Source organism: Streptomyces corallincola, from assembly GCF_019104725.1.
In the GTDB taxonomy this organism is placed as follows: Bacteria; Actinomycetota; Actinomycetes; order Streptomycetales; family Streptomycetaceae; genus Streptomyces; species Streptomyces corallincola.
The window spans coordinates 26,071-38,935 of record NZ_JAHRXF010000013.1; the positions used below are offsets into that span (position 1 = coordinate 26,071).

A 12,865-nucleotide genomic window follows, 5' to 3' on the forward strand; every position below is an offset into this window, starting at 1 on the left:
GGCTCCCGGATTCTGGGAGCCCCCTTCGTCGTACGCGGTCACGGGGTCACGCGATGTGGTCCTCCTCCAGCTCCGCCAGATGGCGCTGCTGGAAGCGTTCCGCGAGGGTCTTCAGCTCGCTCGGGCTCAGGGCCAGGCCGTAGGTCGCCTCGACGTTGTCGCCCAGGACGCGGGGCGTCGGGTAACTGCCGTCTATCGACTGCCGGAACACCTGGTAGAGCGCGTCCTCGGTCGGCTCCGCCTGGGGTGTGCCGCCGCCGTCGCCCAGCTCGCGGGTGCGGTTCGGGCCCGACGGCACCGGGAAGCTGCCCGTGTCCTCCGGCGAGGGCTGCTGGAACTGCTCCGGGGGCTGCTCGTCGTACCAGTCCTCGTACTGCTCCTCCGGGGCGTACAGCGGGTCCGGGGGCTCGAAGGTGGGGTCGTAGCCGCCGTGGTACTCCATCTGCTGGGGGTCACGGGCGTGCAGCCACAGGTTCACGCCCGGCTCCTCCGGCTCCGGTACGGAGTCGTCCGCGGGCCGGGGCTGTTCCTGCCGCGTGAGCTGCTGCTGGGGTGCCTGGGGTCCCTGGGACGCCTGCGGTGCCTGGGGTGACAGGGCTGCCTGGGACGCCTGGGGTGCCGCTGTCAGGGCGGGCTGGGCGGCGGCCGGGGACGGGCGCAGGGCGGGCAGTTCGATGCCCGCCGCCGCCAGGCCCTCGGGGGCGGTCTCCGCGAGCGGGACGCCGTAGCGGGCCAGGCGCAGCGGCATCAGGGACTCCACCGGGGCCTTGCGGCGCCAGGCGCGGCCGAAGCGGGAGCGCAGCCGGGCCTGGTAGACCAGCCGTTCCTGCTCCAGCTTGATCACCTGGTCGTAGGAGCGCAGCTCCCACAGCTTCATCCGGCGCCACAGCAGGAACGTCGGCAGCGGCGAGAGCAGCCAGCGGGTCAGCCGGACGCCCTCCATGTGCTTGTCCGCCGTGATGTCCGCGATCCGGCCGATGGCGTGCCGGGCCGCCTCCACCGCGACCACGAACAGCACCGGGATCACCGCGTGCATACCGACGCCCAGCGGGTCCGGCCAGGCGGCGGCGCCGTTGAACGCGATCGTCGCCGCCGTCAGCAGCCACGCCGTCTGCCGCAGCAGCGGGAACGGGATGCGAATCCACGTCAGCAGCAGGTCCAGGGCGAGGAGCACACAGATGCCCGCGTCGATGCCGACCGGGAACACGTAGGAGAAGTTCCCGAAGCCCTTGGTCAGGGCCAGCGCCCGGACGGCCGCGTACGAACCCGCGAAGCCGATACCGGCGATGACCATCGCACCGGCGACGACCACGCCGATGAGTATGCGGTGCATCCGGGTCAGCTCGATGGGCTCGGACTTGATGGGCGCGGACACTCGTACTCCCCTCCCGTTGCGGGTTGTTGCGCGCAACAGAGTGGCACAGGTGTGCGTCGAACGTGATGTCGATCAGTTCTCGACCGGCTCCTGGCCGGTTCCCGGTCAGTTCCCGGCGGCGGCCGACTCCGACGCGGAGGTGCTCGGGGAGGCGCCGCCGGACGGCGCCTTCGACGCGCCCCCGGCGCCCTTCTCCGTGGCCGTGGCCGACGGCTTCCCGCTGCTCTTGGCGCCGTCCTTGCCGCTTCCGGGGTCGGCGGAGCCGGAGCCCGAACCCGCCCCGGAACCCTTCCCGTTGGCCGCCGAGACGGCCGCCACGGCCTCCTTCGCGGCCTTCTCCGCCGCCTTCGTCAGATCGGACGCGTCCGGCGTCTTCTCGCCCGCGAGACCGGCGCCGTTGTAGTCCACGGTGACGACCACGTTCTCCACGCGGGTCACCACGGTCTGCTCCTTGAAGGCGCCTTCCTTCTTCTTCAGGTCGTAGCGCACGGCCGTCGCCTCGTCGCCCGTCCCGGCGACCGCCTCCCACTTGACCGACTTCGCGCCGGACACGCCCTGCGCGTCCTTCACCTGCTGGGTGAAGTACGTGTGCGCCTGCGCGTCGCCCGAACCCCGGTTCGCGTCCGAGTCGAAGCGGAGCAGCGACACGTTCAGCCAGCGGAACTGGGAGCCCTTGACGCCCTTGTTGTCGAGGCTGCTCCACGAACACGAGCCGCGCGTCGAGGAGTCGTCGGACCTGCCCTCCTTGCCGGACGTGCCCGCCTTCGGCACGAGGTCGCCGAGGGCGCCCTTGGACAGCACCGCGCACGGCTTCGGCAGCGCGCGGTACGCGGCGGCCGGAACCGCCGGGGACGCGCTCGCGGAGGGGTCGGCGGACGCGCCGCCCGTCGCCCGCGCGGAGGCGTCGCCGCCCCGCGCGGCCGAGCCGCCGTCCTTGGCGCCGCCGTCGCCGGAGTCCGACGAGCACGCGGCGGTGATCAGGACCGCGGGGACGGCAGCCGCGCACACCAGGGCGCGGCGCAGGCGCTTCGCCCGCTGGTCCTTGGGGGCACGGACGTCTCGCTGTGCTGCTCGCTGCATGGTTCCTTCACTCGTGACGCTCGGTGGTCGTGCGGGTTCCTGCGGGCCCACCGTACGTGGTGAAGAAGGGGTGCGACCGGTGTTCACCGGCTCGCGCGGGGACCGGTGCCGGGTGCGCGGCGGGGGTCAGCCGTCGAGCGTCGCGGCCAGCTGCGCGGCCAGTTTCCGGGCCTTGTCCTGCATTTCCCTGCTGTCCGGCACGGCGCCGACGGCCATCGGCTGCTCCTCGTACTCGACCGTGACGACGACGTTGGACGTGCGGAACACCACAGTCACCGTGCGCGGTTCGGCGGTCGAACCGGAGGTGCTCAGCTTGTCGTCCAGGTACGCCTGGTCGGCCAGGTCGGAGAGGACGCGCGGCTGGAGCTCGGCGGTGGCGAGGCTGCCTCCGGCGCCGGTGGAGGCGGGGTCGGCGGGGGTGTTGGTGCCGGAGGGGGTGGCGGTGCCGGAGGGGGTGGCGGTGCCGGAGGGGGGCGCGGTGCTGGACGGGGTCGCGGGGCTGGAGGGGGTGCCGCCCTTGCCGTCCTTCCCGCTCGTCCCGCCCGTCCCGTTCTTGTCGTTCTTGTCGCCGGGGCTCGAAGAGGAGCCGGGGGAACCGGAGTTGGCGGACCCGGTGGACTCGGCGGGTGGGGAGGCGGGGGTGGTGGTGGCGGGCTCGGGCAGGTCGGCGGCGGTCTCCCGCTCGTCGAAGAGCTGCTTGGCCTGGTCGTCGTCGCTGACCGCGTTGTCGTACGACACCACGCGTTCCAGGTCCACCGTGAGGCGGTCGGTGCCGTCGGCGGAGTCCACCTTCCAGCGGCAGCCCACCTTGCGGTCGGTGTTGTAGGTCAGGGCCGCGGCGCCCTGGTACGCCTTGTCGCGCTGGGCGGGGTCGGTGAGCCGCCGGATGCCGGGCAGCAGCGCGTCCAGGGTGCCGCGGCCGACCGCGCCGCAGGGCTCGGGCAGCGTGCGGTACTTGCCGGGCTGGGCCGCCGCGGTGGCGGTGCCCGCGTCGCCGGGATTGGCGTCGTCGGTCGAACCGCCGTCGCCCGAGCCGCTCGTGCAGCCTGCCAGCAGGGCCGCGAGGAGGGCGGCGGTACCGGTGACGTACGCCTTCCGGTGCACGGTCGGGCTCCTCTCGTACGGGATGCGGCGCCGCCGGGGGGCGGGGAGCGCGCTGGTTATTCGCTTGCCGGGGCGGTGCGCCCGCTGGACACAATGTGTATCGCACCCGCCGCTGTGAACGCCGGTTCCGTGTCCTGTAACCACACGTTGATGCCGTTTTTTGCGTTCCGGTGTGATCTGGGCGCACAGAGGACGTTCCGGGGCCCACGGGCTGCCGGACGGTGACCGGGGGAGACGGGAAACACATGTCGTACGTGGAGATGCCGGGCGCCCAGGTGCCCATCCGGATGTGGGCCGACCCCGCCACTGTCGAGGACGTGGCACTCCGTCAGCTCCAGAACGTGTCCACCCTGCCCTGGATCAGGGGCCTCGCCGTCATGCCGGACGTCCACTTCGGCAAGGGCGCCACCGTCGGCTCCGTCATCGCCATGCAGGGCGCCGTCTGCCCGGCCGCCGTCGGCGTGGACATCGGCTGCGGCATGTCCGCCGTCCGCACCTCCCTGACCGCCAACGACCTGCCGGGCGACCTGTCCCGGCTGCGGTCGCGGATCGAGCAGGCGATTCCGGTGGGGCGGGGGATGCACCAGGAACCGGTCGAGCCGCGCGACTTCCACGGGCTGGCGACGGCCGGGTGGGACAGTTTCTGGGCCCGGTTCCAGGGGGTCGCGGACGCGGTCAAGTTCCGTGAGGGCCGGGCCGTTTCGCAGATGGGTACCCTCGGCGCGGGGAATCACTTCATCGAGGTCTGTGTGGACTCGGACGGCGTCGTCTGGCTGATGCTGCACTCCGGTTCCCGCAACATCGGCAAGGAGCTGGCCGAGCACCACATCGGGATCGCGCAGAAGCTGCCGCACAACCAGGACCTGATCGACCGCGACCTCGCCGTCTTCGTCGCGGACACCCCGCAGATGGCGGCGTACCGCAACGACCTGTTCTGGGCGCAGGAGTACGCGAAGTACAACCGCACCCTGATGATGGCGCTGCTCAAGGACGCGGTCCGCAAGGAGTTCAAGAAGGCCAAGCCGGTCTTCGAGCCGGAGATCTCCTGTCACCACAACTACGTGGCGGAGGAGCGGTACGACGGGCTCGACCTGCTGGTCACCCGCAAGGGCGCGATCCGCGCCGGATCCGGTGACTACGGCATCATCCCCGGCTCGATGGGCACCGGCTCGTACATCGTGAAGGGCCTCGGCAACGAGCGCGCCTTCAACTCCGCCTCCCACGGCGCCGGGCGCCGCATGAGCCGGGGCGCCGCCAAGCGCCGCTTCAGCGTCCAGGACCTCGCCGACCAGACCAGCGGCGTCGAGTGCCGCAAGGACTCCGGCGTCGTGGACGAGATCCCGGCCGCCTACAAGCCCATCGAGCAGGTCATCGACCAGCAGCGCGACCTGGTGGAAGTGGTGGCCCGGCTGAAGCAGGTGGTGTGCGTGAAGGGCTGACCTGGAGGGCCGAGTCGTACCGGCCGGGCGCGGGGGCGGGCGTCACGGGGCGGGGGTGGGAACCGGGGGTGGGGGTTCGGGTGTCTTCTGGTTTGGCAACTTCTGTATTCAGGGGGTGTGTTGATGAGGGGAAGGCGTGGGCGGCTGGTCGTCTCGGCCCTGGTCGTGGTGCTGGTCGGGGTGGGGAGTGCGGGGTGTTCGAAGGAGTACAACGACAAGCGGGGGAAGGGGGACGCGCCGGTGCGGGGGCGGGCCGGGGACAACTCGCCCGCCGAGGTGTTCAACATGCCGGACGGGTTCGGGAATCTGGCGACGAAGTGTGTCGGGCACGGATACCGGGCGTACGTGACGACCAACGGGAGCGGGCCGTCGAACGTCGAGATCGTGCCGGACAAGACATGCGCGAGCTGATCCGGGCGGTCTCGGCCGCGGCGGTGGCCGTGCTGGTGCTGGTCGCGCTGTCCGGGTGCTCGCGGGAGTACGAAGAGAAGCGGGGCAAGGCGGACGCGCCCGTCGCGGGGCGCGCGGGCGAGGACAGCCCGGCCGAGATCTACAACTTCCCGGACGGGTTCGGAAACCTTGCCTCCAAGTGCGTGGGGCCCGGTCGGCGCGGCTACGTCACCACCAAGTACGTCCGGCAGGACGACGACGACACGATCGTCATGCCGTCCACCTCTGTGATCGTGGACGACCCGGAGTGCCGGGCGGCCCCGTAGGACCGTCCAACCGCGTTGTGCCGTACGGCACTTCGGGACCCCGCGCGCTCACTGCTCCCGGTGCACCTTGTTGTTGGGGGTCTGCGCGCGGGGGCGTACGACCAGCAGGTCCACGTTGACGTGGGCGGGGCGGGTGACCGCCCAGGTGATCGTGTCGGCCACGTCGTCGGCGGTGAGCGGCGCGGCCACGCCCTCGTAGACCTTCTCGGCACGCTCGGCGTCGCCCGCGAAGCGGGTCAGCGAGAACTCCTCGGTCTTCACCATGCCGGGCGCGATTTCCACCACCCGCACCGGGCGGCCCAGCAGTTCCATGCGCAGGGTCTCGGCGAGGACGTGCTCGCCGTGCTTGGCCGCCGCGTAGCCGCCGCCGCCCTCGTAGGTGCCGTGCGCGGCCGTGGAGGAGACGACGGCCACCACGCCGTCGCCGCTCGCCTCCAGCTTCGGCAGCAGCGCCTGGGTGATGTGCAGGACGCCGAGCACGTTCGTCTCGTACATCGTGCGCCAGTCCGCCGGGTCGCCGGTGGCCACCGGGTCCAGGCCGAGCGCGCCGCCCGCGTTGTTGACCAGCACGCCGACCGTCCGGAACGCCGAGGCGAACTCGTCCACCGCCGCCCGGTCGGTGACGTCCAGCCGGTACGCGGTCGCGGAGTGCCCGGCGGCGGTGATCTCCTTGGCCAGCGCCTCGATCCGGTCCGCGCGGCGCGCGGTCAGCACCACGCGGTACCCGGCCGCCGCGAGCCGCCGCGCGGTCGCGGCGCCGATGCCGCTGCTCGCGCCCGTGACGACGGCGATACGGGACGCTGCGGACGGGGCGTCGCTGGTCATGACCTGCTCCCTCGGTTCGGACGACTCGCTCGCCCCGGACCTGGGGTGAGTCTCCCGAAAGCCTAGGGGGTGTCTCTCCGGTCGTCCCGGTCGTCCCGGTCGTCCCGGTCCTCCCGGTCGTCGTGGGCTCCCCGCGCCCGGTCACGCGGCACCTCGCCGCACGGCGGCCTCACGCCCCGTTCCTGGGCGCCCACATGATCACCGCCATGCCCGCCAGGCAGATCAGGGCGCCCGTGATGTCCCAGCGGTCGGGGCGGTAGCCGTCCGCGACCACGCCCCACAGGATCGAACCGGCGACGAAGATCCCGCCGTACGCGGCCAGGATGCGGCCGAAGTGCCCGTCCGGCTGGAAGGTCGCCACGAAGCCGTACGCCCCGAGCGCCACCACCCCGCCCGCCGCCCACAGCCACCCCCGGTGTTCCCGCACCCCCTGCCAGACCAGCCAGGCCCCGCCGATCTCGAACAGCGCGGCGACGACGAAGAGGGCGGCGGAGCGGAGCAGCGGCGTCATGCGGGCCAGCCTCGCACGCGCCCGTGCCGGTCCTCCCGCCCCGCCCCGGCCCCGGCCCGTGTCACCTGTTGGAGGGCGGCCGGTGTCCCGCGCCGCGTGGCATACATCCGTAGCGCCCGTGCGCACCGGTGCGGCACGGCTACGGCTACGGCTACAGGGAGCGAGGCGGTCGGCATGCGCGGGAGGACGTGGCTGGTGGCGGGGTGCGTGAGCGGGCTGGTGCCGCTGCTGTGCGGCGGTACGGCGTGGGCGGTCGCCCCGGTGTCCGGGGCGGATGCCGTTCCGGTGGCCGGTGGGGCCGGGGCCGCTCCGGTGCCCGTGGCCTCCGCGCCCCGCGCCGACCTCACCCTGCACGGCAGCGCCGTACTGGCCGAGGGGCGTGCCGAGGTCCGCCTCACCCCGCGCAACAACGGCCCCGCCGCGGTCCCCGACGCCGGTGTGCTGCTGCGCTGGTCGGCCCCGCTCGCGGAGCGGCAGAAGCTGCCGGGCGGATGCGCGCCCACCGACGGGCGGACGGTGCTGTGCCGGACCGGCGCACTCCCGGCGGACGGGACGGGGGAGCCGCTGCGGGTACGGGTACGGTTCGCCGGGCGCCCTTCGGAGGTCACGCTGGAGCTGGACACCGCGTGGACCGGGGGCGTACTGGACACGGACCGTTCCAACGACCGGCTGTCGGTACTCGTCCTGGAGACGGGGGACGAGTACGCGTTCTGAGCGGTCGGGCCGGTGCCGGGCGCGTCCGGGGTCTGGCTGGGGTACGGCCGGGTGTGGCTGGGGTACGGCCGGGTGTGGCTGGGGTACGGCCGGGGCGGGTACGGAGCAGCCCCGCCTCCCACCGGAGCAGCCCGCCTCCCACCGGAACCCCCGAGCCCCCGCCGGGGAAACCCCTCCCCGCCCGGATCAGCCCCCTCCCCGCACGGAATACCCCGCCCCCGCCCACTGTTCCCAGGTAAGTTGAAGCATCAACAACCTGGAGGGTGAGCGGTCATGCAGTTCGGGATCTTCACGGTGGGCGACGTCACGCCGGACCCCACCACCGGCCGCGCGCCGACCGAGCACGAGCGGATCAAGGCGATGGTGGCCATCGCGCGCAAGGCCGAAGAGGTCGGACTCGACGTCTTCGCCAGCGGCGAGCACCACAACCCGCCCTTCGTCCCGTCCTCCCCGACGACCATGCTCGGCTACATAGCCGCGCGGACCGAGCGGCTGATCCTCTCCACCTCCACCACGCTGATCACCACCAACGACCCGGTGAAGATCGCGGAGGACTTCGCCATGCTCCAGCACTTGGCCGACGGCCGGGTGGACCTCATGCTGGGCCGGGGCAACACCGGCCCGGTGTACCCCTGGTTCGGGCAGGACATCCGCCAGGGCATCAACCTCGCGGTCGAGAACTACGCCCTGCTGCACCGGCTGTGGCGCGAGGACGTCGTGGACTGGGAGGGCCGCTTCCGCACCCCGCTCCAGGGCTTCACCTCCACGCCCCGCCCGCTGGACGGCGTACCCCCGTTCGTCTGGCACGGCTCCATCCGCTCCCCGGAGATCGCCGAGCAGGCCGCGTACTACGGCGACGGCTTCTTCCACAACAACATCTTCTGGCCCGCCGACCACACCCGCCGCATGGTCGAGCTGTACCGCGCCCGGTACGCGCACTACGGCCACGGCACGCCCGAGCAGGCCGTCGTCGGCCTCGGCGGCCACGTCTTCATGCGGCGCAACTCCCAGGACGCGGTACGGGAGTTCCGGCCGTACTTCGACAACGCCCCGGTGTACGGGCACGGTCCCTCGCTGGAGGAGTTCAGCACCCAGACCCCGCTGACCGTCGGCACCCCGGAGCAGGTGATCGAGAAGACCCTCGGCTTCCGGGAGTACGCGGGCGACTACCAGCGCCAGCTGTTCCTGGTGGACCACGCCGGGCTGCCGCTCAAGACCGTGCTGGAGCAGATCGACATGCTGGGCGAGGAGGTCGTGCCGGTGCTGCGCGAGGAGTTCGCCAAGGGGCGCCCGGCGGGGGTGCCGGACGCGCCGACGCACGCGGGGCTGGTCGCGGCCGCGGGTGCCGCGGGTGCCGCGGGTTCTTCGGCCGCTTCGGGTTCTTCGGCGGCTTCGGGTGCGCAGGAGGTGACCGCCGTATGAGGCTCGTCGTCGTGTCGGCGGGGCTGAGCGTCCCGTCGTCCACCCGGCTGCTGGCCGACCGGCTGTCCGCCGCCGTGGTCCGCCGGGCGGCCGGACCGGTGGACGTGCGCGTGGTCGAACTGCGGGACCTCGCGGTGGAGATCGCGCACCGGTTCACCAACGGCTTCGCGGGCCCGGCGCTGGCCGCCGCGCAGGAGGCGGTCGCGGGCGCGGACGGCCTGATCGTCGTCACGCCCGTGTTCAGCGCCTCGTACAGCGGACTGTTCAAGTCCTTCTTCGACGTCCTCGACCGGGACGCCCTCGACGGCACCCCGGTCCTGATCGCGGCGACCGGCGGCAGCGCCCGCCACTCCTTGGTCCTGGAACACGCCCTCCGCCCGCTCTTCGCCCACCTGCGTGCCGTCGTCGTCCCGACCGGGGTCTACGCCGCCTCCGAGGACTGGGGCGCGGAGGGTCTGGCGGAGCGGGTGGAGCGGGCCGCGGGGGAGCTGGCGCGGTGGATGGGGGCGGTGGGAGCGGCCGGGGCCGCCGCGGTCGCTGTGCCGGGGCGGGCCGGTGAGGCCGGTGACGCGGGGACCGCCGGTGACGGCGAGGTTGCCGGTGACGGCGGGGTGGCGCGTCCGGTCGTGGCGGAGGAGTCGGCCGGTTTCACGGTCGTACCGTTCGCGGAGCGGCTCGCGGCCCTGCGGCCATAGGGGCGGACCCGTAGGGGTGCGGCTCCGGGTGGCGGCCCGTAGGGGTACGGCTCGGGGTGCGGGCCGTGTGACGGTGTGAGGGCGGTAAAAGGGTGATCGTCCGGCCGCCGCTCACCGGCGCGCGAGCCCCGGCCTTGGCAGACTGGGACCGTGCCCCAGACTGTGCTGCTCGCCGAAGACGACCGCGCCATCCGCCACGCACTCGAACGTGCCCTGAGTCTGGAGGGGTACGAGGTGACGGCGGTCGCCGACGGGGTGGAGGCGCTGGCCCAGGCGCACCGGACCCCGCCGGACGTCCTCGTGCTGGACGTGATGATGCCCGGCATCGACGGGCTCCAGGTGTGCCGGGTGCTGCGTGCCGAGGGCGACCGGACCCCGATCCTCATGCTGACCGCCCTGGTGGAGACCGCCGACCGGATCGCCGGTCTCGACGCGGGCGCCGACGACTACGTGGTCAAGCCGTTCGACGTCGAGGAGGTCTTCGCCCGGCTGCGCGCTCTGCTGCGCCGGACCAGCCCGCCGGCCCCGGCCGAGCCCGGCCGCGAGACCCCCGGTTCGGACCGGCTGGTGGAGGCGGCGGGCATCCGCATGGATCTCCAGGCCCGCCGCGCCTGGCGCGGCACCCGTGAACTGGAGCTGACCCGCACCGAGTTCGAGCTGCTGGAACTCCTGGTCCGCAACGGCGGCATCGTCCTGGACCACTCCACGATCTACGACCGCATCTGGGGCTACGACTTCGGCCCCGGCTCCAAGAACCTCGCCGTCTACGTCGGCTATCTGCGCCGCAAGCTGGACGAGCCGGGCGCCCCGCAGCTCATCCACACCGTGCGGGGCGTGGGTTACGTACTGCGGGAGGACTGAGGCGGTGCGGGGCGCGGCGGTCGTGGCGGTGGTGGTGGCTGGGGCCCCGGGTGCGGGTGATCCCGTAGGGGGTGCGCCGCCGGTCGCCCCGCCTCCGGGGGGCGCGTGGGGGTGCCGTGCGCTCCGGGAGCTTCCCTAGTGGCCCGCCGCAAGCCCTCCCCCCGGTCCGGGCCCCGGCCCCGGCTGGTCTCGCTGCGGACGACGTTCGCGGTGTCCTTCGCCGCCGTCACCGCCGCCGTGACCGTCCTCGTCGGCATCCTGTCGTACAACTCGGCGGCCCGGCTGGTGCGGGTGGACGAGCAGTCGGTGTTCACCCAGGTCGTGCAGGACGTGCGGAGCGAGGTCCGGCAGCACGAGATGGCCCCGGAGGACTTCTCCTCCTCGCGCCCCGGCCACGACCTGGTCCGCCCGGCCCGTACCGACGTACAGGTGCTCGGGGCGCGCGGCGAGATCGTGGACGACGGCAGCCCGGTGCTCCCGGTCACCGCGCAAGACCGGGCGACGGCGACCGCGCGGACGGCGGGCCGGGTGGTGCAGCACAAGGACGTACGGGTGGGCGAGGACCTGTTCCGCATCGCCACCGTGTCGCTCGGCTCCGGGCGGGGCGCGGTGCAGGTGGCGCAGGAGTTCAGCGACACCGAGGACCTGCTCCAGGCGCTCCAGCGGCGCACGCTGATCCTGATGGCGGCCGTGGTGACGGCGGCCGGACTGTTCGGCTGGTGGCTGGCGCGCCGGATCACCCGGCGCCTGGTCGTGCTGACCTCGGCGGCCGAGGACGTGGCCCGCACCCGGCAGCTCGGCATCGAGGTACCGGTCGCGGGGCTGGACGAGGTGGGGCGGCTCGGGCGGGCCTTCGACCGGATGCTCGGGCGGCTCGCGCAGTCCGAGGAGGACCAGCGGCGGCTGGTGCAGGACGCCGGGCACGAGCTGCGCACCCCGCTGACCTCGCTGCGTACCAACATCTCCCTGTTGCGCCGGATCGACGAGCTGCCTCCGGAGGCCCGTGAGGAACTGGTCGCGGATCTCGGCCAGGAGGCCCGCGAGCTGACCGACCTCGTCAACGAACTGGTCGATCTCGCCGCCGGGCAGTCCGACACCGAGCCGCCGCAGCGGGTGGACCTCGCCGACCTCGCGGAGGACGTGGCGTCGGTGGCCCGGCGCCGTACCGGGCGCGAGATCCTGCTGACCGCCACCGGCGACACCCGCACCGAGGGGCGGCCGGGGATGCTCCAGCGGGCGCTGTCGAACCTCGTGGAGAACGCGGCCAAGTTCGACCGGGGCGGCTCGGCGCCGATCGAGATCCGGGTGACGGGCCCGGCCCGGCCCGGCACGCTGCGCTCCGCCGGGGTACGGCCGGGCACCGTCCGCGTCGAGGTGCTGGACCGGGGCCCCGGCATCGACCACGCCGACCTGATCCGCGTCTTCGACCGCTTCTACCGCGCCCCCGACGCCCGCTCCAAGCCCGGTTCCGGCCTCGGCCTCTCCATCGTCCGCGAGGTCGCCCTCGCCCACAGCGGCGCCCCCTTCGCCCAGTGCCGGGAGGGCGGCGGAGCGGTGATCGGGTTCACGGTGGGCGGCGGGGAGGGGGAGACGGGGGAAGGGGGTCTGTAGGGGGCGGGGTGCTGGAGGCTCCGGGTTCCCCCGGCGCCCCTCGGCGCCCCTCCGTGCCCCTACGGGCCGTAGGGGTCCTCAGGGGTCCCCGCGGCCGGTGCTGGGTCGGTCCTCGGGGTGTCGGGGAGGGCCTGGCGGGATGCCGTGAGGGTCCAGGCCAGGTTGCCGAAGGCGGCGCCCGCCGCGACGGCGGCGACGATGACCCCGGCGGTGGCGAGGCCGTCGCTGAAGAGGTGGGGGCGGCGGGCCAGGCTGTGCAGGCCGAAGCCGCAGAGTTCGTAGACGCCGATCCCGGCGACGACCAGGCTGACGACCAGCAGGGTGACCGTCGGGGCGAGACCGCGTGGGCCGGTGGCCGCCGCCGTAACCGGCTCGGTCTGCGTGTGCTGCATGTCTCCCCCGGAGGAACAGGCGGTCTCGTCGATGGCGGTGGGGACCCACACTACGTACGCGCGGCCGGGGCCGGGGCCACTCGGACCGGCCGGGTACGGACGCGCGCGGGCCGCCCGGAG

The 12,865-nt window shown here is 73.4% G+C and carries 14 protein-coding genes; 8 read left to right on the forward strand and 6 right to left on the reverse strand.

Annotated features, from left to right (window positions below):
* Positions 1-46: 46 nt before the first annotated feature.
* The 3 genes from KUM39_RS11480 to KUM39_RS11490 all read right to left on the reverse strand — a co-directional run bounded on the left by KUM39_RS11480 (position 47) and on the right by KUM39_RS11490 (position 3,559).
* The gene (locus KUM39_RS11480; RefSeq protein WP_217785527.1) at positions 47-1,333 is read right to left on the reverse strand and encodes a DUF2637 domain-containing protein; all 1,287 of its coding nucleotides are present in this window, start codon (positions 1,331-1,333) and stop codon (positions 47-49) included.
* Positions 1,334-1,480: 147 nt separating this feature from the next.
* A complete protein-coding gene (locus KUM39_RS11485; RefSeq protein WP_217785443.1) occupies positions 1,481-2,455 on the reverse strand; it encodes a DUF3558 domain-containing protein in 975 nt (324 codons plus the stop codon).
* A gap of 126 nt (positions 2,456-2,581) precedes the next feature.
* Positions 2,582-3,559 (reverse strand): DUF3558 domain-containing protein, encoded by a 978-nt coding sequence (locus KUM39_RS11490; protein ID WP_217785444.1) that lies wholly within the window; start codon positions 3,557-3,559, stop codon positions 2,582-2,584.
* A 245-nt stretch (positions 3,560-3,804) separates the two neighbouring features.
* Here KUM39_RS11490 and KUM39_RS11495 point away from each other — a divergent pair, with 245 nt between their 5' ends.
* The 3 genes from KUM39_RS11495 to KUM39_RS11505 all read left to right on the forward strand — a co-directional run bounded on the left by KUM39_RS11495 (position 3,805) and on the right by KUM39_RS11505 (position 5,714).
* The gene (locus KUM39_RS11495; RefSeq protein ID WP_217785445.1) at positions 3,805-4,998 is read left to right on the forward strand and encodes an RtcB family protein; all 1,194 of its coding nucleotides are present in this window, start codon (positions 3,805-3,807) and stop codon (positions 4,996-4,998) included.
* Between the two features lie 123 nt (positions 4,999-5,121).
* Positions 5,122-5,409, forward strand: coding sequence for a hypothetical protein (locus KUM39_RS11500; protein ID WP_217785446.1), 288 nt, complete (start codon positions 5,122-5,124; stop codon positions 5,407-5,409).
* On the forward strand, positions 5,397-5,714 hold the full coding sequence (locus tag KUM39_RS11505; protein WP_217785447.1) for a hypothetical protein: 318 nt from the start codon (positions 5,397-5,399) through the stop codon (positions 5,712-5,714). Before KUM39_RS11500 ends, KUM39_RS11505 begins: the two co-directional genes overlap by 13 nt.
* 48 nt (positions 5,715-5,762) lie before the next feature.
* Here KUM39_RS11505 and KUM39_RS11510 read toward each other — a convergent pair whose 3' ends face one another.
* Both KUM39_RS11510 and KUM39_RS11515 read right to left on the reverse strand, forming a co-directional pair.
* Positions 5,763-6,539 (reverse strand): SDR family NAD(P)-dependent oxidoreductase, encoded by a 777-nt coding sequence (locus tag KUM39_RS11510; protein WP_217785448.1) that lies wholly within the window; start codon positions 6,537-6,539, stop codon positions 5,763-5,765.
* A 169-nt stretch (positions 6,540-6,708) separates the two neighbouring features.
* Positions 6,709-7,050, reverse strand: coding sequence for a YnfA family protein (locus KUM39_RS11515; RefSeq protein WP_217785449.1), 342 nt, complete (start codon positions 7,048-7,050; stop codon positions 6,709-6,711).
* Between the two features lie 174 nt (positions 7,051-7,224).
* Here KUM39_RS11515 and KUM39_RS11520 point away from each other — a divergent pair, with 174 nt between their 5' ends.
* The 5 genes from KUM39_RS11520 to KUM39_RS11540 all read left to right on the forward strand — a co-directional run bounded on the left by KUM39_RS11520 (position 7,225) and on the right by KUM39_RS11540 (position 12,353).
* Positions 7,225-7,764 (forward strand): hypothetical protein, encoded by a 540-nt coding sequence (locus tag KUM39_RS11520; protein ID WP_217785450.1) that lies wholly within the window; start codon positions 7,225-7,227, stop codon positions 7,762-7,764.
* A 273-nt stretch (positions 7,765-8,037) separates the two neighbouring features.
* Positions 8,038-9,186, forward strand: a complete 1,149-nt coding sequence (locus tag KUM39_RS11525) for an LLM class flavin-dependent oxidoreductase (RefSeq protein WP_217785451.1) — start codon at positions 8,038-8,040, stop codon at positions 9,184-9,186.
* Complete coding sequence (locus KUM39_RS11530) at positions 9,183-9,881, forward strand: CE1759 family FMN reductase (RefSeq protein WP_217785452.1); 699 nt, start codon at positions 9,183-9,185, stop codon at positions 9,879-9,881. Before KUM39_RS11525 ends, KUM39_RS11530 begins: the two co-directional genes overlap by 4 nt.
* A 150-nt stretch (positions 9,882-10,031) precedes the next feature.
* Entirely contained in the window at positions 10,032-10,742 is a 711-nt protein-coding gene (locus tag KUM39_RS11535) for a response regulator transcription factor (protein WP_217785453.1), read from the forward strand.
* A 138-nt stretch (positions 10,743-10,880) separates the two neighbouring features.
* On the forward strand, positions 10,881-12,353 hold the full coding sequence (locus KUM39_RS11540; RefSeq protein WP_217785454.1) for a HAMP domain-containing sensor histidine kinase: 1,473 nt from the start codon (positions 10,881-10,883) through the stop codon (positions 12,351-12,353).
* Between the two features lie 59 nt (positions 12,354-12,412).
* Here the strand turns inward: KUM39_RS11540 and KUM39_RS11545 are convergent, their stop codons facing one another.
* Positions 12,413-12,745 carry a hypothetical protein gene (locus tag KUM39_RS11545; RefSeq protein WP_217785455.1) on the reverse strand — a complete coding sequence of 111 codons (333 nt, stop codon included), beginning with the start codon at positions 12,743-12,745 and terminating at the stop codon, positions 12,413-12,415.
* Positions 12,746-12,865 lie beyond the last annotated feature (120 nt).